The 21,735-nt window shown below is 56.7% G+C and carries 11 protein-coding genes; 5 read left to right on the top strand and 6 right to left on the bottom strand.

Annotation, left to right across the window (positions count from 1 at the left end; translation table 11 throughout):
• Nucleotide 1 precedes the first annotated feature (1 nt).
• Both Pla100_RS10915 and Pla100_RS10910 read right to left on the bottom strand, forming a co-directional pair.
• A complete protein-coding gene (locus Pla100_RS10915; RefSeq protein WP_231602949.1) occupies nucleotides 2–5,656 on the bottom strand; it encodes a protein kinase domain-containing protein in 5,655 nt (1,884 codons plus the stop codon).
• Nucleotides 5,653–8,361 carry an autotransporter outer membrane beta-barrel domain-containing protein gene (locus tag Pla100_RS10910; protein WP_146577763.1) on the bottom strand — a complete coding sequence of 903 codons (2,709 nt, stop codon included), beginning with the start codon at nucleotides 8,359–8,361 and terminating at the stop codon, nucleotides 5,653–5,655. The genes Pla100_RS10915 and Pla100_RS10910 overlap by 4 nt, the downstream gene beginning before the upstream one ends.
• Nucleotides 8,362–8,834: 473 nt before the next feature.
• Between Pla100_RS10910 and Pla100_RS10905 the strand changes: the two genes are divergently transcribed.
• Nucleotides 8,835–9,428 carry a hypothetical protein gene (locus Pla100_RS10905; protein ID WP_146577762.1) on the top strand — a complete coding sequence of 198 codons (594 nt, stop codon included), beginning with the start codon at nucleotides 8,835–8,837 and terminating at the stop codon, nucleotides 9,426–9,428.
• 65 nt (nucleotides 9,429–9,493) lie between these two features.
• Here Pla100_RS10905 and Pla100_RS10900 read toward each other — a convergent pair whose 3' ends face one another.
• Nucleotides 9,494–10,741 (bottom strand): radical SAM protein, encoded by a 1,248-nt coding sequence (locus tag Pla100_RS10900; RefSeq protein WP_146578106.1) that lies wholly within the window; start codon nucleotides 10,739–10,741, stop codon nucleotides 9,494–9,496.
• Between the two features lie 207 nt (nucleotides 10,742–10,948).
• Between Pla100_RS10900 and Pla100_RS10895 the strand changes: the two genes are divergently transcribed.
• Nucleotides 10,949–12,340 carry a Gfo/Idh/MocA family protein gene (locus Pla100_RS10895; protein WP_146577761.1) on the top strand — a complete coding sequence of 464 codons (1,392 nt, stop codon included), beginning with the start codon at nucleotides 10,949–10,951 and terminating at the stop codon, nucleotides 12,338–12,340.
• A 106-nt stretch (nucleotides 12,341–12,446) separates the two neighbouring features.
• On the opposite strand, the gene Pla100_RS10885 is transcribed toward Pla100_RS10895, so the two are convergent.
• From Pla100_RS10885 to Pla100_RS10875, 3 genes are all read right to left on the bottom strand, one after another.
• Nucleotides 12,447–12,854: a GDSL-type esterase/lipase family protein gene (locus Pla100_RS10885; RefSeq protein ID WP_231602948.1), complete on the bottom strand. Its 408-nt coding sequence runs from the start codon at nucleotides 12,852–12,854 to the stop codon at nucleotides 12,447–12,449.
• Between the two features lie 138 nt (nucleotides 12,855–12,992).
• Nucleotides 12,993–13,523 (bottom strand): SGNH/GDSL hydrolase family protein, encoded by a 531-nt coding sequence (locus tag Pla100_RS10880; RefSeq protein ID WP_146577759.1) that lies wholly within the window; start codon nucleotides 13,521–13,523, stop codon nucleotides 12,993–12,995.
• A 24-nt stretch (nucleotides 13,524–13,547) separates the two neighbouring features.
• Nucleotides 13,548–15,626 carry a TolC family protein gene (locus Pla100_RS10875; RefSeq protein ID WP_231602947.1) on the bottom strand — a complete coding sequence of 693 codons (2,079 nt, stop codon included), beginning with the start codon at nucleotides 15,624–15,626 and terminating at the stop codon, nucleotides 13,548–13,550.
• Nucleotides 15,627–15,843: 217 nt separating this feature from the next.
• Here Pla100_RS10875 and Pla100_RS10870 point away from each other — a divergent pair, with 217 nt between their 5' ends.
• The 3 genes from Pla100_RS10870 (at nucleotide 15,844) to greA (ending at nucleotide 21,285) form a co-directional block, all read left to right on the top strand.
• Nucleotides 15,844–17,175, top strand: a complete 1,332-nt coding sequence (locus Pla100_RS10870) for an efflux RND transporter periplasmic adaptor subunit (RefSeq protein WP_231602946.1) — start codon at nucleotides 15,844–15,846, stop codon at nucleotides 17,173–17,175.
• A 168-nt stretch (nucleotides 17,176–17,343) separates the two neighbouring features.
• Entirely contained in the window at nucleotides 17,344–20,490 is a 3,147-nt protein-coding gene (locus Pla100_RS10865; protein ID WP_146577758.1) for an efflux RND transporter permease subunit, read from the top strand.
• A gap of 315 nt (nucleotides 20,491–20,805) precedes the next feature.
• Entirely contained in the window at nucleotides 20,806–21,285 is a 480-nt protein-coding gene (greA, locus tag Pla100_RS10860) for a transcription elongation factor GreA (RefSeq protein ID WP_146577757.1), read from the top strand.
• Nucleotides 21,286–21,735: the final 450 nt, after the last annotated feature.

The raw sequence follows: 21,735 nt of genomic DNA, 5'->3' as shown, positions 1-21,735 counted from the left end.
TCTAATCGATTAACCGAGTTACGGATGGGGTAGGCCATAAAACAACCCGACCGTCACGCCCGGTGGTGATCATCGAGTTGCGATCGGGATGGAGATCGAGCCCCGTGACGCCGTCATCATGACCGTTAAGTTGTAATAACTCACGTCCTTGCTTGGGGGCGGTCGGATCGTTGGAATCCCATACGCGAATACTACCATCACGTCCGGCCGACAAGATCCGATCCGGCTCCTGATCGACTGATCCGCATATCGCGATCGCCTCGATCGCTTCGGCGTGGCCTTGGCAAATCGTCGGCTCCGACTGCTCGCTCAACTTCCACATGCGAATCAAACGATCTTCTCCCCCGACGGCGACGAGGTGACTGTCTTCTGAAAAACAGCCTGCACGAATCTCGCCGATGCTGGGGTCGTCCAAGAGAACCCGAGGCCGGGATGATGGCTCGTCGAGGCGATGGATGACAACTTGCCCTCGATCGGTCGTTGCCAACAATTGCCGGTGATCCGACGAAACGGTCAGCGAAAGCGGGATGCCCATTCCATTGATCGTTTCGATCTGACCTTCGGGGATGAAGCGGGACTCGGAACGGTCGAAACGCCATCGACGAATGCGAGCATCGTCACCGCCGGTCAACAGGATATCGCCCATGGACGAATCGATGGTCCGAACAAAGGCAATGGCGCGGATCACTCCGGCGTGGGGCGACTCCAATTTCGCGAGCGAAGCCCCGCTATCGGCGTCCCAAATCTTCAGACTGCGGCTTCCCGTGGCGACCAAACGGGCGTCGCTTGAGAATGCGACCGACGTCAATGCGCCGTGGGCACGGTAGCTGACTTGCAGTTCGCCAGAGGCGATATCCCATCGATACGCGGAACTGCCATGCAAGGAAACAATCTCATTCGCGGCAATTCCTTGAGCCACGAGTCCGGAAACATCCCCGAGCGATGCAGGCAGCCTGAAATCGAGTTCACGCGTCGATTGCGTTAGCTCGTCTTTCATATTCCAAACTTGAACACGGCTGCCGGCGTCTCCAGGTGGCGTGAATACCAGAATCGCTTGGGACGCTGCGGAGCGGAAGTCGACCGCAGCGATTCCAGGACGGCCGCCATCAAGCGTTCTCGCATCCGCCTTGGCGGTGAATTCCAAAAGAGTCTTGGATCGATTCGGTTCATCACGGGTGCTCGAATCGGTCGGTAAAGCACACCGCCACAGCATGACACGATGAACGGTCTCAGTCACCTTTTGGAGCTCCGAAACCGTCAACGCGAGACGACCGTCGTCGGAGATCGCCACTTGCGTGACGAATCCGTCGTGGTCCAGACGATCGATCACCCGGCCGGTTTGAATCTCCAAACAAGTCAAGCGACCATCGTCCGCAGCAACCCAGGCATGTTGACCATTGGATGTGATCGCTAAGTCGTTGATCCTTGTTCCGAGCAACGAGTCATTGGGGCGACCGAACGGTTGTCCCGTTGCAAGATCCCAGAAAATCAAACGTCCCGCGCGATCGCCCGTCGCACCCATTCGGCCGTTGTCGGAAACGGCGACGGCGGCGACGGTTTCTTCGTGGCCACGCAGTCGATGCAAAACGGTAGCTTGCCTCGAGTCGACGTCCCAACGCCAAACCAAGGCGTCCACGTCAGCCTGATCGGCGCTGGTCATCAATGTTTTTCCGTTCGACGAGACGGCAAGGATTTGATTCAGTCCAGTACCGGACAAGCGATTTAACTCGGTTCCACGATCGATGTTCCAGATGCGAATAACCGAATCGGCGCCTCCGACGAATAGTTGTTTGCCGTCCGCCGACGTTTGCATTGACATCGCGCGGAATGAACTGCCTTCTTCCAATGTTTGGGTTCGGACCAGATCATCGTCCTTGAGACTGGCGACAGCTCGAAACTGAAACGTATTCGGCTCGATTGCCAAAACCGTCGCGGTGCGATCGCGGCTTGCCGTAACGAACTTGCCGCCGTCGGACGATAAGGCCGAAGCCCAGATTGGTTCTTGGTGAACGAGTTGACTGAATGTGCCGTCGCCGATCGATGCCGTCGCATGGACCGTCTTTTTCGTCGATGTGACGGTCGGTGTAAGGTTCCATAAACGGATGCTCTGATCGTCGCTTCCCGAGATCAATTGATCCTTGCCGATAAAGACCGCATCGCTGACCGGACCTCCGTGCCCTCGAAACAATTGTTGCAATCGCCAACTCGTTGGCGTCGATGCAGACGAGACCGTTTCAGGATGCCAATAGGCGACCAAATAATCCTCGCTGCAAGAAATCAAGCAATTGAAATAAGCTTCGCCCTCCTCGCCGGGAACGAATGCGACGCGTCTTACCGCCGAGGCGTGTGCGGGAATTGGATCGAGGATTGCTGCGGTCTCCGTCGACACAGAACGAGTCAGTGCAAAAGGACTTGGTTCGGTAGGACGGTTGACTGAACGTGTCGTTAGTTCAGAACCGGAGGCTTCGGCCGCGACCGACTCAACGGCTTGATTGACCAATTCTTTCAGGTCTCGCTGTTGAATTTCGTCAACCGGCCAAACAAGAACTTGGCCGCTTGCGTCTCCCGAAGCGATCAGTTGTCCGTCGGCCGACACGTTGACGCACGTCACCGCCGTCGTGTGAGGCGAATAAAAGCCTACCCGTTGCGATGGTGTCTTGTTTCCTAAATCGGATCGCCAAACGACGACTTGACCGCTGCGCCGTTCACTTACGGCAGCCGCAATCATCCAAACGGCGTCTTCGTTTGAACTCGACAAAATAGATTGAGCATGCAGATCGACAACCGGGGCAATGTGCCACAGGGTTTCCACCGAATTGCCTTCGTTGAGATCCCATACCCGTACAGTGCGATCATTCGACGACGAAAGGGCATACGCGTTATCAAGTACCTGCACCCGGGTGATTCGGCTACGGTGTCCGGTCATTCGCCTCGTTTGCGGATCGGACCCGGCGCGCCGAAGTATCAGATCACCGTTGTCGAGTCCGATGATCGCGAAACCACCGTCTTGACTGACGTCGATTGCCGTGGCAAAGCGATCTTGATCCAACGAAATCACCTTCCCGATCGAAATTTCATTCGCACGTTGGTCGAGCGTCAGTGGGGCAATGGTGCCGTCATCGAAACGGACCAGTCCTGTTCGCTGATTCGGCCCTGATCGACGATCCGGTGTTGCGTCCAAGGGTCGTACCGGCAACGCGATTTCTGCGACGGATGCTTGTGTCGCGACCGACGCAGTCGCCTGATTGGCGATCGCGGTTAGGTATCGAATTTCCCACGCGGCCGCTGCGGCGCCAGTGGTCTCGATCGTATTAGGCGTCCCGATCGCATTCGATGAGTCGGATTGACTTTGGGTCAGTTTGTTGAGCAAGCGACGGGCTTCGCTGAACTCGTTGCGATCGATTCGGGCTTTCGCAAGTCCGATCTGCGAAACGTATGATTCGTATTCGGCTCGGGCTCTGGCCAGTCTCGCTTCCTCAGCACTCTTAAGGGCCTCGGCGGCGCTCTTGTTGGCTTGCTCGGCACTCTTTTCTGCGGCTTTCTTGCTGGCGTCGGCTTCGAGTCGCTTTCGCTGGGCCAGCTCAAAATTCTCTTGGGCTTCGATTGTTTTTCGATTCGCTAACTTTTCATTCTCTTCCGCTATTCTTCTCTGACTATCGGCCTCTTTTCGCTGTGTTTCCGCTTTGGCTGCTTCACTTTTGGCAAGTATCGCGTTCGCGTTCGCCCGGTTGCGCGCTTGGTTGATCGCGTAGGATGCCGCTGAACCACCAAGAAAGATGAATGCCAACATCGCCGCCGCAGCCTTCTTGAGAAACGCGAAACGGGCTTCACGTTGACGACGCAATCGCAAGGCTTCATTCAGTTTCTCGATCAGTTCAACATGCGCCGCATCGTCGGGCGAGAGCAAGTTCAAACCCAAATCAAAATCGCCTTTTTGATAGGCGGCCTCGGCGTGAGCAATGCGGTTGCGATGCAATCCCTCTTTGGCTCGCCCGTTGCCCGGCCACAATGCGATCGCTTCTTCAAACCCGAATTGAGATCGGGCGAATACCGAGTAGTCGTTCTGTTCGACCGCGGTGCGCATCTCCGTTTCTGCTCGAGTCGCCAACGCGATCGATTCGCTGTGCGAACGATACTCACGAATGGCGTCTTGGAACGCCGTCGCATTGGGATAGCGGTCTTGAGGTTGGGTGGCCATCGCCCTGAGAGCGATGTTCATTAATTCGCCGCGATGCTTTGGATCGAAATCACGGATGGCATTGGTCGCCACGGCCCGCAAACACATGCTCACGTTGGCGGCGTGGTGCGGCGGGTTTCCGGTGATGATCTGAAATAAGGTCGCGCCGAGTAGATAAATGTCGGCCGCCGGCCCGATGCGTTCGATCGGTCCGATCGCCATCTCTGGTGCCATCATCGAGGGCGTGCCGCCCAAGCCGGTCGCCGGCGTGATCGAGTCGAGTTTCTCGAATTCGGGTTTCGCGAGCGCAATGCCCCAGTCCATCACCATCACAACGCCGAAGTCACCCAGCATCACGTTTTCGGGCTTGATATCGCGATGCACCACGCCGCGAGTGTGGGCAAAACCGATCGCGTCGGCAACCTTGATTAAAATTTCAAGGTTCTCGTCGCGTGTCTTATCGGTGATGACGTCCGACCATGGTGTGCCGACGACCCGTTTCATCGAATAAAACAACGTCGCTTGGCCGGTGATCGCAACGTCATGGATCGGGACGATGTTAGGGTGATCCAAGTCACCGGTCACAACGGCTTCAGTTAAGAATTGTTGACGGCGACTCTGTTCCACCTTCTCGAGTTTGCCTTCGGCAGCCAGCTTGGCTTTCTTCTCCGCATCGAGCGGCCGGATGACCTTGACCGCGATCAAACGGTCGAGGGATCCTTGCCGGGCGACAAACACGTTACCCATCCCGCCGCGACCGAGCAAACGGACGAGTCGATAGTCGGCCGTTTCCTGATCGCCGGTGAGTTGTGTGGCGATGGATTGATTGCGGATCTGCAACCGTGTCTCGACGATCGTGCGATCGATCGCCGGCGGCAAGGAGGTCGGCTGACTAGGCGAAGTGAACTCGGCCGAAATGCCGTTCCAGTAATCCGCCTCCGCTTTTGACAGCGACTTCGGGTTGATCGTTTGCCCAAGGTTGGTGCTATCAAGGATTGCGGTGGTTCGGTCATCCTCGAAGTCAATGGTGGCTTCAAGATTCTCGCGATCGCCGTTGTGCGTGTTCGAGTCATCGCGGCTAATCGAGATACTCGCAAACGTTTCGATGGTCTCGTCGATGTTCTTTGCCGTATTCGACGCCGCGTCGGTTGGGACTTCGACGGTTTCTTGAAGGACGGTCTTAGCCGAAGCTGGATCGTTGTTGCCTACGAGCTCCACCGTGGCGTCTGCATCAGGTTGGACCCACGTTTCGTCGAGCACGGGCTGGTCGATCGTCACATCCGGATCCACTGTGTCACTGGGATCCAATGTGGCACTGGGATCCAATGTGGCACTGGGATCGACGGTAGCGTCTGGATCGCCTGGCCCGCTAAAGTCGATGGTGGCGTCGAGATTAACGTGGTCGACTGTTTCGTCAAGGCTCGACTCAAGATCGGCTTCGTGCCCTGGATCGGGATCGTTGGGTTGTGGTGAACTCATATCGTTTTCGAGTCCGCGACGAGAGGCGACGTGGCGGTACGATCTTGGATCGTATGCTTCAACGTGGATGAAGGATGTTTCCGCAAGAATCGATTGGCTCGCGAAAAAGGACGCTGGGTGTTCAAAATCAATGCGATCGAACCGGTCGCGAATGCAACATCCTTTCCCGGATTCAGCGAATCGTTTTGGCTGGTCTGATCCTCGGTGGGTTGTCGTTGCAGGTCTTGTTCGCCTTCGGTTTGATTCGTTTCATCGGAATCGGTGTCCAACTTTCGCAACCGCAGATCCTCACTATCCAATTCGTCGCCCACGATGATCGGTTCACCACCTCGAAGTTCGACTCGGAGTATCGTCCGTTGGTCGCCATCACCGATCACATACTGAATTTCGTAACTACCGTCGGGTAACCGGGCAAACAGATCATTGAGCCGATCCCCCGCCAAGATGCCCTCGGGCAACCGCACCGGTTCGATCAGGTCTTCGCCTTCGGGATCTGGTGAGAGCGTACGTAGCTGAAAATACTCTTCGCGTATCGTGATCGACGAAGCGGATGCTTCGGCGGAATCCAATCGAACGTCCGACACCAATGTTACCGACGAAACGACGACAGGCGTCGGCGGGTCGATCGGTTCGGGAATCACGTCGCGGACGGGAAAGAACGCGACCGGGACATCGATACGTGGGATGACAAAGAACGCACGACCACTCTCAAGCCCTGGGTTTGCCGTGGACAACGTTTCGGGATTATCTGTCGAGGAGATCAAGCCGCCCGGGACCATTTCGCGGACACGGCCGATCGTTCCCTCGGGAACCGTTTGTTCGATCTCACCACCGGTGATGAGAATCGACGGGTGATGCGAAACGGAAAAACGCACGGCCAGTGGGTCGGTGGCGCTGTCGCGCCCGTTGAGAGTCGAATTGAGGATGTCGTCTTGGGTGTAAACGTGTTGAACGTCCACGCGGGATCCGCCTAATATACTGGGCGTTTCGCTGAATCGATCGGAGAGTCCGCCCCAATCGACGGCGAGTACCAACCCATTCTCGCCTTCAACTCCGATTTCGAGCGACAGGGTTCCGATCGCATCGTTTTCGTTGATCTGGGTCAAGGTATCCGTGGTGACCGAATTGCTGTCGTAAAAAGCCGTCTCGATGTCGATGAAGTCCGGAGAGCTCGGGTTGACGTCCAATGGTGGATCGGTCGGCAGCAACCCGTCGGAACTCGGACGTGGTGTGAATCGTCTAGCAATGCCTTCTCCGTCGCCGGTGTTGATCTCAAACTCATCTCCCAACACGATTCGGTTTGCGGTGATGGAAACTGCCCTGTCTTGGCTGTTTTGCGATGCGAGTTGCACCGAGTCGCCGACAATCAATTCGTTCGAAACCAACTTGATGCCACCGTTCACTCCGCCCGACTCGATTTCGCGATCACCGGCCAGTGAGTCGCCGTCGTCGGAAACGTCCCCGTCGTCGATGAAGATGGATCCGCCGGCGGTGATGTTGATGACACCGTTGGCGGTTCGCACGTTACCCATATCGGGACCGCCGTCATGGGACGCCAAACGGATCGAGCCGATCTCATCGATAATCAGATCGCCCGCATGAGTTCCCTCGACCGTTGCGTCCAAATCGTTGACGTCGGTGCGGAGATTGATTCCCGATTGGTCGTCGGCGGTAGCATTGTAGGCCAACAGGATCAAATCATCGGCGATGATCGGTGTCGGTGCATTCGTGCCATCGTTCATAGCGAAGATATCATCACCTGCCGTCAGTACGATGTCGCCGGTTGTCGGCGAGTTCACCCGAAGATCGCCGACTATCAAATCCGAACCGTCGCCGGTGGAAGTGAACGATAGGTCCTCGCCGCTCGCCGAACGGACTTCCATGGTTACTGCTGATCTCACCACGACGTCTCCAGTGCTGTCAATGGTAACGACATCTGGAATTTCGTTGGTGAGCTGATCGAGTGACACGTCGCCGTCGTTGGTGATCGACAACAGCAAAACATCAATGTGAGTACCAGTCTTCTGCGAGATCGAACCGCCAATCACTTCGACGCTGCTCCCCAGGTTGAACTCGCCCACAACGTTGACTCGGCCTAACTCGACGTCGAGGGCGTTCAGGATTTCAATTCGTCCGTTGGTGCCCTCTGATCGTAGAACGCTATCGCCGAGTTTCAATTCACTGCCATCGGCATCGAGTCGAATGGTTTCGGCGTTCAAGTCGAACGTTTGATCGACCAGACCGGCGGCATCGGAACGCAGCGTCGCATTGACCGAATCATTTCCATCGCCATCGATGACCGTCAGATCCAAGTCGGCCGGCAAATCCACGTCGAGCGAGTCGTCACCACCACCGAGGTTGACGGTCAGGCGTCCCGAGGCGATTTGATCGGGGGCGACCGAATCCACCAAAATCGGATTACCCAATCCGTCGGTGCCGACTCGGATGGGAATCACGGCGTTGTTGGCATCGAAAATTTCGATCCGTCCGTCGGTATTCGTATCGACTCGAATCGAGTCATCGGCCGCATCACCGCTGATGAACAAGTCGCCAAATGCGGCCAGTTCGGCGGTGGCATTGAGAACGATTCGGCGTTCCAAACATCGCACCCGCAGAGGGCGACGAATGGCACTAAAATCCCGGGCCAACACAGGATCAGTGTCGGCCTTTGGGCGGCTCTCGGTATGTTTCGGACGGACAGGCATGATGTTCTGATGACAGAGTGGACGTTCCTCCAGTTTAGTCACCTCGGACCGTTGAATCGTCCCGGATTTCTTGGCTCGCTGGAACAAATGCACCGCTCGAGAGGATCTTGGCGATTATTCCGATGGTGCAGGTCCTTCGTGTCGTCCGGCTTGAAAGCGTCCACATGAACGGTCCGGCAGCGGATAACCGATGAAATCGTTGTAAAACGATGGCGTCCTCGCTTCAATGCGGTCAACCGCCACGTGCCCGCCCATTGGGAAGAGACGAAAGACGAATGGCAATGATCCGGATTCGAAAAAACTCGCCGAAAGCCTGGTTCGATCGACGTTTCGCGCACGTTTTCCTGATCACCGGGTCCTTCTTACTCATTTCGCCAGAGTCCGCCCCCGCGAACGATTTTGCGATGCTTTTGGAGCCGGACGACCCTTCCTTGAATTTGCCCGCTCCAAAGGCTGAAGCGATTCCAAGTGCAATGCCGTTACCAACGGACAATCCCCTAACCGTTGACTCGGACGTCGAGCCGGCTAATGAAACGCTTGCCGATCAGTTTCGACGAGACGCCGAGCGATTGGAAACGCGGTTGGCCGCGCTGCATAAGCCGGCCGGACAGTTAACGTTGGTCCCCGATGTTCTTGCCATTGATGATTCGGTCGAACCGGTCAATCAGGCCGCCGTCATATTCGCTTCGGAATCGCCACAGAGAATCAGTGCGCAGTGGCCACCGATCGTCAAGGCGGAACGGGTTCATGTACCGTTCTGCCACCGACCAACGTATTTTCAAGAACTGAACCTGGAACGTTGCGGCCGGATCGATTGCCAATCGATGGGATGTCTGCAGAACGCCTACTCGAGTTTCTGGTTCCTGAGTAACGCCGCCTTGCTGCCTTACCGTAGCGTCACGCAATCGCCTTGCCAGTGCGTCTCAGCTTATGGCGATTGCACGACGTGCCAGCAGTATCCGATACCGATCGAACCGCTCGATTCCCAGGGCGAGCGATCCGATTGCACCCGCGGCATGCTGATGCAGGCCGCTTCGATGGCAGGTTTTGCATTCCTGGTTTTCTAGCGATACGCATACTCGCGATTGAATTGATCGAAACGGGTGTGGAACTCGTACGATTGCGATTCCGGCTATTTACACGATTTCTGTTCCGCTACACGCTGATCAGGATCTTGGTAGCGACTCGCGTCAAAGTGCTTCGCGTAAGCTCCGAAGTCGTTGAAGGCGTATTTCTTAGCCCATCGATAGATGAAGTTTCGTTCGGGAATCTCGTCGCCTGGTTGGTATTGGCTGCGCCGAGGCGAGACCGCTTTGAGTTCATCGATCACGCCGCCCCGGGCGGTCGTGTCGCGGGCGTTGTGTTTTTCGGCCAGTTCAACGAGCAGGTCGGGGCGTTCCATGATCACGCATCCCCGAGTGTTGCCAGCGGTTAACTCGCGGAAGTCTCGCAGAAAACTAGAGTTATTGAACGTTTCGGCGAGCGGTCGATCGTCATGAATCGATTCGGTCGCCAACTGAATCACGGGGCACGGTTCGATGTCGCCCCAAGGTCCGACGTGGTGCGTGAATCCGGTTACGGCGGGACACAATGCGTTGCCCGCGTCGTCGTGATAAGCGTCAATCACCACGATCGGCTTGGTCGCTCGCGTGTCAACGACAAACTGCCGAACGCGTTTTTGCTCAGCGCTGGAAAGGGCAAGCTGCGGGTTGGGTTCCGGTCCGACGGGTCGGTAGATGTGAAACCAACAATACATCACGCCCATCTCGATCAAACGGTCGACCCATTTCTCGTTGACCAAGTCGTCGATGTTCGATTTGCAAACACTGGTGCAAACGCCCACAAGCAGTTTGTTGCGCACCGCCGCTTCGATGCCCGCCATGGTTTGATTCAGCACGCCATCACGACCACGTCGCGTATCACTGATGATTTCACTGCCTTCGACACTGATCAACGGCGTGACGTTGCCGCATTTTCGCAACCGAGCGGCAACCTCGTCGGTGATGAAATGCCCGTTGGTGAAGACTTGAAAGTAAACATCGGGATGGGTTTCAAACAGCGTCAGCAAGTCTTTATGCATGAACGGTTCACCGCCCAAGATGCCGAAAAAGCTATTGCCCATCGCTTTGGCTTGACGGATTGTCTTGGTGGCCGCCTCGAGTTCGATTTTGTGTTGCTTGGCGGCCACGTCGACCCAGCAACCTTGGCAGCGGAGGTTGCAACTGTTGATCACCGACAGGTACAGAAACGGCGGAAAGAATTCCCCGCGTTTGAGTCGACGTTTGTGGCGGTGAATGCTTCGTAATCCCTTCACGCCCAGCATCCAAACCGCTTTGGCGAGCAAACGCTTGTCGGTTTCGAAAGCGAAACGGCGGGCCATGGCGAGATACATGTGCGGCGATCGAGATGGAGAACAGATTTTCCGGGCAACGGATAGGGTTTCGGATCAGTCTAGCAAATAAAAGCGGCAAACCAACTCGATTCGGTAACGTAATGCAAACCGTCCGTAATCTGGGTACAATACGCGATTCTCGCCCCGCGAGTCTTTACCTCCCTTCACCCCCCCGCCCTTTGGTAAACCTTTTTCATGAACACGAAAAGAATCAATCCGGCCACGCCAGCCTCCCAAACGCCTCAAATTGGCCGCCGTCACGTTTTGCAGGGCATCGCCGCGGCCGCTGTGGCGACCCCCTATTTTGCTTGGAGCCCGCGTTCGATCGCTGACGAGTTGGAAAGTGACAAAACGCCGATCGGATTGATCGGGGCTGGCGGCATGGGAACCGGCAACCTGAACTCCGCACGCAAGTGGATCAACCTGGTCGCCATCGCCGACGTCGATTCCAAACGGGCCGCCGCCGCGAATGATCGGTTTAGCGAGGGCAAAGCAGATGTGTACGATGACTACCGCCGCGTGATTGAACGGGACGATATCAAGGTCTTGCACATCGCGACCCCCGATCACTGGCACACTAAACCACTCATCGAAGCGATGCTCGCGGGCAAAGACGTTTACTGCGAAAAGCCGCTGACATTGACGATCGAAGAAGGCAAACTGATTCGCAAAGTTCAGAAACAAACCGGCCGAATCGTTCAAGTCGGTACTCAACAGCGCAGCACGTTCCCGTTGTTCGTCAAAGCCATGGCGATCGTCAACGAAGGACGACTGGGCAAAATCCAACGTGTCCAAGCGGCCATCGGCGGCGCACCGACGAGCCCTTCGATTCCGGTTGCAAGCGTACCGTCGGAGTTGAATTGGGATCGCTGGCTCGGCCCTGCTCCCGAAACAGATTACCGTTTCTTGGAAAGCAAAGGTAATCGCCCCAATACAAACGGTCATTACGAATTCCGTTGGTGGTACGAGTACTCCGGCGGCAAATTGACCGATTGGGGTGCCCACCATGTGGACATTTGCAATTGGGCGTTGAAGCTCAACGGTCAAACCGACGGCCCCATCGCGATCGGCGGCACCGCCAAGCACCCGGTCGAATTCAAAGACGGAAAGCCGGTGCAAAACGATCGCTACAACACCGCAACATCGTTCCAGTTCACCGTCGACTACCCCGGTGGAACGCAAATGATCATTCGCAACGACACCGATAACGGCGCGATGATTGAAGGCGATAAAGGCCGCATTTTCGTCAATCGTGGAAAATTGGTCGGACAACCCGTCGATGACTTGAAGGACAATCCGTTGCCCGACGACGCGATCTCGAAGGTCTACAAAGGACTGCCGATGGAACACAACGAACGGAGCCAACACTGGGCAAACTTCCTGTACTGCAGCCGCGAGGGACTCGAGCCGATCTCCGACGTGCATTCGCACATGGAAATGCTCAACGTGTGTCACCTTGCGGGAATCTCCGCCCGCTTGGGTCGCGACCTGAAGTGGGACGACGCGAACGAACAAATCGTCGGCGACGACCAAGCCAACGCGATGCTCGGTCGGCCCTACCGCGAAGGCTACGCGATCGAAATGTAATGGGTTGGCGGTTGGCGGTTGGCGGTTGGCGGTTGGCGGTTGGCTGTTGGCTGTTGGCTGTTGGCTGTTGGCTAACAGCTAACAGCTAATAGCTAATAGCTAATAGCTAATAGCTTCCAAATTGGAAATGGTCGGCCCATGCCTCGGCGACGACACGGTGGCCTTCGCGAGTGAGGTGGATCGAGTCGCCGAGTAAGGAATCATTGCACGGAACGTCCGCGGCGATATCTGCGAAGGGCAAATCATTTGCCGCCGCCACCTCGCGAACGGCATCGGTAATCGCTTGCGCGATTTCGCTATTGGTTTGAATCTGTTGAGGCGTATCGCCTAGGTATCGATCCATCGGTTCGCAATTGGGTAAGCCTGCCATCATTTGCGTGCTAACCAATACGTTGGCCCCGGAGGCTTCGATCGTATCGATCAGTGCCTGATAGTCGTTGCGAAACCGTTCGATACCCTCAGCGGTGATTTTTATTGACTCGTCTTCCGGCGGCACGAACTTTGGTGCACTCATTGGTAACAATCGGTGACTGATCAAACCGTACAGAACACTGTGGATCATCACGCGTTTCCACCATGGTGGGGCGGGCGGCGTGCGGTCGATCTGGTCGGGTTCGGGACTGATGATCGTCGGCGTATCGTTGCAACCGAGTTACAGGATCACCCAATCGGGCTTCAACGCGGCGAGGTCCGACGTGTATCGCAAACGACATTGCGTCATGTTGTAACCCGGTACTCCGGCGTTGAGAACTTGCCAATCGTGTTCCGCCAATGAGGACTCTTGTTTCAAGATCGCTTGCAACTGAACACATGAGTCTTGTCCGTCGGGAACTAAATAGCCGAACACACTCGAACCGCCCAAAACGAGAATACGGGTGGTGTCGTCGGGTTTGATTGCTTCGATTTCAGGCCCTCGCAAACCAAACGCGTTGGTCGTAACGTTGTACACCGACGAGCGCAATCGCAGGTTTGGACGCAGCGTATGACCGGCCTGTTCATGCGGCACAAGGAACGCCATACCGGTGACATAACAATTGGGGGTCCAGCCGCGCGAAGCGACGTAAACACGAAGGGCGAACTCCGCTATCAATGCCGAGACCACCAAACCGAGCGTAACGGATGCGATGGCGAAAAGGCGTCGTCGCCTCGCTAAAGGTTTGGTGGGTGGATCGTCTTGGTTCAATCCGTCTGACCTCTCGATGATTACTTACCCTTGTGAGACCGGCCATCCCAACGCCCATTGCAATCGGAACTGCGATTCATTGTAGTCGACGACCGACCGCAAGTACGCTCTCCGTGCGGTCTCGAGGGCCTGGACCGACTGCAAGACTTCGATCGGCAAACCTTGCCCATCCCGGATTCGAGACACATTGCGTTCATACGATGCTTGAGCCGACCGGATCGCCGATTGCGTCAACGACATCTGTTGTCGTCGGAAATCGAGTTGCGAATGCGCTTCGCTGACTTGACGAGCGACTTCATCCATCACTCGAATTTTCTCGTACTTGGCCTGTTCGACCTGGGACGACGTCAATCGCCGAGCCGCCTTTTCGCCGAAGCCGAGATTGCGTACTTCCCACGACATCAATGCATCGAAGTCGTAACGCCCGTCGGTATCGTCGACGTCGCCGCCGAGTCCGCCGCCAAATCCGCCAGTACTGAAACCGAGCAGAACGCTAGGTACCAATGGCGAGTACTTTTCTCGCTGGTAGGCTTCGCAGGCGGCCGCCACGAGAGCCTGAGACTCCTTCAGTTCCGGCCGATTCGTCAAGCCCGTTTGAATCAACGATGCTTTGTCGAGTCCAGGCGGATTCAAGTCCAACGCGACCGCATTCACATCCATCGGCATGATCGTGGTGGACGCGTCGATGCTGAGAGCTTCGGCCAGCCTCGCCGATGCGGTCGCGATGGCTTCTTGAGCCTCGGCGATGCTCCGCTGGACGAGTAGTCGTTCGGTCTCGACGCGATCCGCGTCCGCTCGCAACCCTTGTCCGGCTTGGGCAAAGTCGTCGGTGATTTTGAAGAGTTCATTCATTCGATCGCGAGACTCCTCGACGATCCGCAGATCTTGGTGAGCCCGCAATAAATCGTTGTAAGCGATCGCGACCCGCAACAACTGGTCGTTGACGACCGCTTTGGCAGCGTGACCGCGAGCCCATGCGTTTCGTTCGGCGATCTTTGGCTGAAACAACGCGTCGGCGAGATGAAATTGAGCAACCAAACCGGGACGTTGAGTCGTACCCGCTCCGGTGGCCCCCATGCCGAGACCATACTGCATCGAGTTTCGGTTGACGTCGACAATGTCTCCGTTGCTCGATTGATAGTTGCCGTCGTGTCGATGGAAACTGAGTCCCGCCTGGATCGTGGGCAACCACATTACCTCGGCTTGGCTGAGTCTCGCGTACGCTTCTTGAACGCGCCACTGCGCCAAGCCTACCGCAGGATGTTTGGCGTCGATCATCGCAAGTGCCGAAGGCAGGTTCAAATCCAGAGTGCTGATGTCGTCGGCACTGTCGACGGGCACCATGGTTTCGTTCACCACGGGCGCGTGGTAAACCGATTCGTCGTAGTACTCCTGCGTGACGCTGACTTCCTGGATCAAGTCGCTTTCATTCATCGCATCGGACGTTTGAACCGCCTTGACCATAGGAGTCGGCAGAGCAACGAGCGAATGGTCCGATCGGGCGGAGTCTCCTTCGGACGGTTTGGGTTCGGCCAATTGAATCGTGTATTGTTGCCCGTTGATTGTTAGCGTGCCGAACTGAGACGGCGGGGCCTGATCACCGTTTCTCGCAGTGTCGTCGTCGGCCTTATTGATGGCCACCGCGCTCGTGACCGCACTTTCGTTTGGTGCAGCGTCTGGTAACTCAGGCATGGCCTTGACCGTTTGCGATTGGTCTGTCTTTGGGCGACTAGCTTGAGTTGTCGCTGTTTTGGTCGCGAACGGTTTGGGAACATCCTGATTCAGCCGTGCGCTGGCGAGCCGAATGGTGGCTGCTCGCGCTTCATTCGGTTCGATCGCGTCGGAAGAATCAGGGATCGATTTCGTGGAAGTTCGGGCGAGCGGTGACTGGATCGCTCTCCCGGAGGCTGCGATGCGACTGGCGACCAGTTCGGGCTGAATCGGCAGCGAATGTTCAGGTGCTACCGTGGGTGGTGCGTCGGCGAGATAACGACTGCTCGCGCAACCCGGCGATGCAACCGTACCCAAACAGCTTGTGCAACCAATCCATCCCAACAGTGTAAGTCGTCGAATGGAAACCGGAATCGTTTTCGGGCGGGTCATGTGTTTCCTCGGTCGGAATGGCTCGGTTGTGCCAGATTTGCTTCGGCAATCGGTCGATCCGATATTGAGGGTTGCGCACCACAAACTCTTCGATTCACGCTACTGTCGCATCGATAAACCCGCTTGATCCGACTACAGTAAGACAGCCTGTCAGACAAACCCGAGCGCGTCGAACGGTTGTAACGATCAGGTAAAATTCAACGAACGAAGGGACCCCATGCCGCCTACCGCCACGACTCACGTTCCTCATGCCGTGATGCTGATCGCAATGTGGGGAATCGCAGTGACCGGATGTCAACCTGCCTCGGTTGCTCTGAAGAAAGAATCTGACGTGAAGGTCGTCCCGGTGAAAACCGTTGCGATTGCCACGACTGATGTTCGCCGCACCACCTCGCAACCAGCCAGCGTCCACGCGTACTACCGCACCGAAATCAATGCCCGAGTGAGTGGGTTTGTCGAGGCCATGCACGCCGACATCGGCGACTACGTGAAGGCGGGCGCGGTATTGGCGACGCTCGACGTACCCGAGTTGAAGATGCAAGCCCAAGTCAAACAGGCTCATGTGCAACGTTCCGAAGCAAAAGAGAAACAATCGCAATCTCGCGTCGAGTTGGCTCGGGCGGGCGTCCGGTCGGCCGAAGCCAAAGTCGAACAAGCTCAAGCTGAAATGAGTGGAGCGGACGCGTCGTTGGCCGCCGCTGAAGCTCAATTCGATCGAACCGAAGACTTGGTCGAACGACAATCATTGCAAGATCGCATGCTCGACGAAGCCCGCAAGAATCGCGACTCGCAAGCGGCCATGAAAGATTCGATCGAGTCGTTGGTCAACGCGGCCGAAGCGGACGTTCAAGTCGCCCGCGCCGAACTGGCGGCGGCCGAGGCGGACTTGCAAGCCGCTCAAGCGGACACGCAAGTCGCCCGACGTGAGCTCGATGAACTCAACGTGCAAATCGATTTCGCGGTCCTGAAGGCACCGTTCGACGGAATCGTTACCGAACGAAACATCGAACCGGGCGACCTGGTTCGTGCCCAATCCGACACGGGCAATGGCAAGCCATTGTACGTCGTCAGTCACGTGTCCAAGTTGCGAGTTCGCGTGCCGGTGCCCGAAACGGACGCGCCGATGGTCAACCAAGGTGACACGATCACATTAACGTTCCCTTCGTTCGCGAGCGAATCGCCGATGACCGCGACGGTGACCCGAACGAGCGGCAGTTTGGACCCGAGCACGCGAACGATGATGGTCGAAGCCGAAATGGAAAACACCGATGGCAAGTTGTTACCGGGGATGTTCGGGCAAGCCACGATCGAGTTGTCCACGCAGGTCGCCGCACACATGTTACCCGCCCGCGCGATCCGGTTCGATGAAACGGGCAAGGCTTACGTTTACGTTCTGTCCGACGACGACGTAGTGAAAGTGGCCACGGTCACGACGGGCATCGACGACGGCAACTTCATCGAGATCACCTCCGGGGTGCAACCGGGACAACGGGTCATCGACGCTCACCTGAAACGCTTCACCGACGGCCAAAAGGTCCAGCCACTGTAGGTTGCCCGTAGGCTGGGTGGAGGAGGCTTTGCGACGAACACCCGGCATTGCCGCCAACCGTTTGATACATCGTTTTTCATTTCCTCGTTCGGTTGCCGGGTCTCCGCTATCGCTGCGACCCAGCCTACTTGAGCTCCATGTAACTTCCTTCACAACTTAGTGGCCCCGATGGGTTTGATTGAATTCTCACTGAAGAATCGCTTTGCCGTTTTGTCGGTTTCGATCGCATTGTGCGTGCTCGGTGCGGCAGTGATTCCCGGCATCTCGATCGATATCTTGCCCGACTTCAAAAAGCCGGTCGTGGTCAGCTTCTTTTCCTATCCAGGTCTGCCCACGCTCGACATGGAAAAGTCGGTCAGCTCACGGGTCGAACGTGCCTTAACGTTGGCGGGAAAGATCGAACACCAAGAATCTCGCACCGTTCCCGGCGCGGCGGTCATTAAAGTGTTCTTTCAACCGGGTGCCGATCCCAGTTCGGCGATGAACGACATCGTGAATTTGGAAGCCAGCGACATGTTTCACTTGCCGCCCGGGATCGAATGGCCCTTCACACTCCGCAGTGAACCGGCGAACTTGCCCGTCGTGTTGGCCGCGATCTCCGGCGAAGGACTCAGCGAATCGGAGCTTTACACGATCGGCTACTACGCCGTCCGAAACAAAATGGGCGGACTCCAAGGCGTCCAAATCCCTCACCCATTTGGCGGCAAGTTTCGGCAGATGATGGTGTATGTCGATCCGGATAAACTGCGGGCGTATCACGTCAGCGCCACCGACGTGGTCGACGCCATGCAAAAATCCAATCTCGTCTTGGCCGCCGGAACGGCGCGAATGGGCGGCACCGACTACCAGATTCATCCACGCAACACGTTGCCGGGAACCGAAGAGATCGAAGCGATCCCGATTACCGTTCGCGACGGTCGGCCGATCTTCATCCGCGATGTCGGTCGCGTCGTCGATGACGCGGCTTTGCAGTACAACATCGTCCGCGTCAACGGCAAACGCAGCGTGTATTGTCCGCTGTTGCGAGAACCGGGCGAGAACACGATCTCCGTCGTCGACCGGATCTACGAAGGCATCGCGACCGAAATCCCGAAAATGAAAGAGCGGGGCGACATTCCTGAGGCGACCGAAGTCACCCTCGTGTCGGACCAATCGAGCTACATCCGCAACGCGATGTCCAATCTCTTGACCCAGGTCGGCTTGGGGGCGGTCTTGGTGGCGATCGTCGTGCTCGTTTTCTTGCGGCGGTTGCTACCGACGGTGATCATCGTTTCCACCATTCTGCTTGCGATCCTGATCGGAGCACTCGGGTTCGCCTTCACCGGCCAAACGATCAACGTCATGACGCTCGGCGGGATCGCACTGGCGATCGGAACGGTGGTCGATGCGGGCATCGTCGTCGTGGAGAACGTCATCCGCCATGGACGAATGGGCAAAGACAAAATGCAAGCGGCGCTCGAGGGAACGCGAGAAGTCGCCGGCGCGATCTTGGCAGGCACGTTGACCACACTCGCCGTGTTCCTGCCCGCAGTGTTCTTGACCGGGATGATCAAATACTTATTCACGCCTTTGTCCCTCGCGGCAGCGTTCACGATCGGCGCTTCGTACATACTCGCGTTAACGGTCGTGCCGGCGTTCTGCGCGACATTTGTTCGCGATCGTGTCAATGCTAAACGCGAGTCCGACGTGAGGTCCGATGCTCCGGTCCGAGCCGACGGTTTCTACGACCGGTTGTTGTCGGGTTTGCTGAAAGCTCCAGCCTTGACGTCGTTGATTATCGTGGCTGGGGTAGGGGCTTCGTTCTTATTATTGCCAAGACTTGGCACGGAATTGTTTCCCGAAGTGGATGCCGGTTCGTTCGAACTTCGTATCAAGACATTGCCGGGGACCTCGCTCGACAAAACCGAGGAATTGGTTGCCAAAATCGAGAACACGATCAAGGAGGTCATCCCCGAGGAACAGATCGAGACGCTGATCGCGAACATCGGCTTGCCGGTCGGCAAAGGAGCGGGTTTTTCGACCGTGCTCAGTTCCAACTCGGGGCCCGACACGGCGTATCTGATTGTTAACCTGAAGCAAGACAATCGAACGACGAGCACGAAGATTTACATCGACGAGCTTCGTGACGAGCTTGCACAGCAGTATCCGATGGAACAGTTTCTGTTCGTCACCGGTGGTATCGTCAACATGGCGCTCAACGAAGGCGTGCCGACGCCGATCAGTGTGCAGGTTTCGGCCGGAACATTGCAACAGTGCCGTGACGCGGCGGAGCGATTGGTCGACGCGATTCGCCCGATCGCCGGAACCGAAGATGTTCAGATCGCACAGTCGATGGATTATCCGCAGTTCGACGTGCAGGTCGATCGAACGCGAGCGAAGTACCTCGGTCTCGATCAAGAACAAGTCGCCCAAACGGTTTTGACGGCGCTCGGTTCAAGCGTCGGCTACGCACCGACGATTTGGATCGATCCCAAATCCGGCACGGACTTCTTCATGGGCGTGCAATACGAATCCAACGACTTCCAATCGCTCGATGAGGTTCGCAACATTCCGTTGTCGTTGGATACCAAGGACGGTCCCGTGACGATCCCGTTGTCGAACGTTGCCACGGTTAGTCGGGTCACGATTCCCGGCGAGATCGCACACTACAACATCGCGCGGGTCAATGACGTTCACGTGAACGTTTCCGGCCGTGACCTCGGGTCGGTCGCCCGTGACATTGACGCGGTCATCGCCGACATGGAATTCGCCAACGGCGTCTCGGTGACGCTGCGTGGCCCGGTCGAAAAGATGCGATCGGGAATGAGCTTGTTGTCGATCGGCTTGGCAGTCGCAACTTTATTGGTGTATCTCGTCCTGATGGCTCAGTTCCGTTCGTTTGTCGATCCGTTGATCATCATGTTGGCTGTTCCGCTGGGCATCGGCGGCGTGATCGTGGTGCTGTTCTTCACCGGCACGACGATCAACATTCAATCGCTGATGGGGACGTTGATGATGATCGGCGTCGTTGTCAATAATTCGATCCTGTTGGTCGAGTTCGCCAACCGACGTCTCGGCGAAGGACTATCCGCCCACGACGCGGCTCTGTCAGCGGCTCAGGTTCGCTTGCGACCGATCTTGATGACGTCGCTGACGTTGATCGCGTCGATGATCCCGTTATCGTTCCAGCTCGCCCCGGGCAACGAGGCGATGATCCCGCTCGCCCGAGCGCTCCTGGGCGGAATGGTGGTTTCCACCGTGCTGACGTTGCTGCTAGTCCCGTGCGTTTATGTGTTGGTGCACGGACGGAAAGTATCCGATTGGCAAAATGCGTAGTGGTTCGTCAAGGCCGAATCTTCGGTTAGAGAAACTCGCCAAGAGGTAGCTGGACTCGCAAGAGTTCAGACGATTTTCGACGGACACCGAAGTCTTGCGACTCCGGCTACGGTTATGTTCGCCCCGGACCAATAGCCACCCCGGGTGGACTTGCCCCAGGGCGAGTCGTTGTTCACAATGGGGGCCCGGCGTCGGCGAACCTGACGGCCGACAAATTGATCCCAACTAACGACGACGGCCTTTTCCGGCTCGCGTTCCCAACGGAGCGAATTCGGAAAAGGTTTCTTTTTTTTGCTTGTTTCCAGGAACCATGACATGGTCGAATCCGTCCCGATGAGCCGTGAAGGCTACAACAAAATCAAGGCTGAAATTCATCGCCTCGAGCACGTCGAGATGCCTTTGGTGACGGAGAAAATTGCCGAAGCCCGCGCGGAAGGCGACTTGAAAGAGAACGCCGAGTATCACGCCCAGCGAGAAAACCAAGGTATGTTGATGGCGAAAATCAACGAGCTGAAAGACAAGATCGCGCGGGCCACCATCATCGATATCTCGAAATTGCCCAAAGACGAAGTCGTTTTCGGATGCACCGTGACGGTCGAAGACCTCGCGTACGGGGACGAGGAAGAGTTCACGTTGGTCGGTGCCGGCGACGAGGACTACGACGCGGGCAAAATCTTGGTCACGAGCCCCTTCGGTCAGGGTTTGCTGGGCAAAAAGGTCGGTGAAACGGCCGAAGTCGACGTGCCGGCGGGCAAGATGAAATTCAAAATCTTGAAGATCGAAATGAATTTCTAAACCCTTGTCTCGATTCGGCTCGAGGACCGTGGCGCACCGAAACTCGCCAAGAGTTTCGGATTTCCACTCGTTCCCAGGCTCCCGTCTTCTTTCTAGCCCACAAGTCCTCATGGATTGATCCCCGGCCAGCTCGTCGGGCAGGAAGCCGAGGTTGGCAAGCTTGCAAACCTTATCCACCCACGAGACAAGCTCGTGGGGGTCAAAAAAATGTGTAGGATCAAAAGGGCGGGAGCCTTGGAACCAGCGAATCAGCCTGGCAGCGGCGAAAATCGCCAAGACTTTCGGTGACCGGCCGTTTAGGCCGAAGCTCTTGGCGAGTTTCGGGGTGCAGGCACGCTAATCGGCGTTGGGATGACGTTTGAGAATTGGGAGGGCGATTTTCCAGCCAGGACGCTAAGATCGGCTGAAGTTGGATAGGCCCCGTAGTCTAGGAAGGACTCATCATGTCAG

The organism is Neorhodopirellula pilleata (assembly GCF_007859915.1).
Classification (GTDB): domain Bacteria; phylum Planctomycetota; class Planctomycetia; order Pirellulales; family Pirellulaceae; genus Rhodopirellula; species Rhodopirellula pilleata.
This window is presented reverse-complemented; position numbering and strand designations above follow the sequence as displayed.

What these genes read in the sequence shown, in the direction of transcription:
- Pla100_RS10885 (WP_231602948.1), bottom strand. Translation starts at nt 12,854, where the DNA reads ATGAGTGCACCAAAGTTCGTGCCGCCGGAAGACGAGTCAATAAAAATC.
- Pla100_RS10915 (WP_231602949.1), bottom strand. Translation starts at nt 5,656, where the DNA reads ATGAGTTCACCACAACCCAACGATCCCGATCCAGGGCACGAAGCCGAT.
- Pla100_RS10870 (WP_231602946.1), top strand. Translation starts at nt 15,844, where the DNA reads ATGCCGCCTACCGCCACGACTCACGTTCCTCATGCCGTGATGCTGATC.
- Pla100_RS10895 (WP_146577761.1), top strand. Translation starts at nt 10,949, where the DNA reads ATGAACACGAAAAGAATCAATCCGGCCACGCCAGCCTCCCAAACGCCT.
- Pla100_RS10910 (WP_146577763.1), bottom strand. Translation starts at nt 8,361, where the DNA reads ATGCCTGTCCGTCCGAAACATACCGAGAGCCGCCCAAAGGCCGACACT.
- Pla100_RS10905 (WP_146577762.1), top strand. Translation starts at nt 8,835, where the DNA reads ATGCCGTTACCAACGGACAATCCCCTAACCGTTGACTCGGACGTCGAG.
- greA (WP_146577757.1), top strand. Translation starts at nt 20,806, where the DNA reads ATGGTCGAATCCGTCCCGATGAGCCGTGAAGGCTACAACAAAATCAAG.
- Pla100_RS10875 (WP_231602947.1), bottom strand. Translation starts at nt 15,626, where the DNA reads ATGACCCGCCCGAAAACGATTCCGGTTTCCATTCGACGACTTACACTG.
- Pla100_RS10900 (WP_146578106.1), bottom strand. Translation starts at nt 10,741, where the DNA reads ATGGCCCGCCGTTTCGCTTTCGAAACCGACAAGCGTTTGCTCGCCAAA.
- Pla100_RS10865 (WP_146577758.1), top strand. Translation starts at nt 17,344, where the DNA reads ATGGGTTTGATTGAATTCTCACTGAAGAATCGCTTTGCCGTTTTGTCG.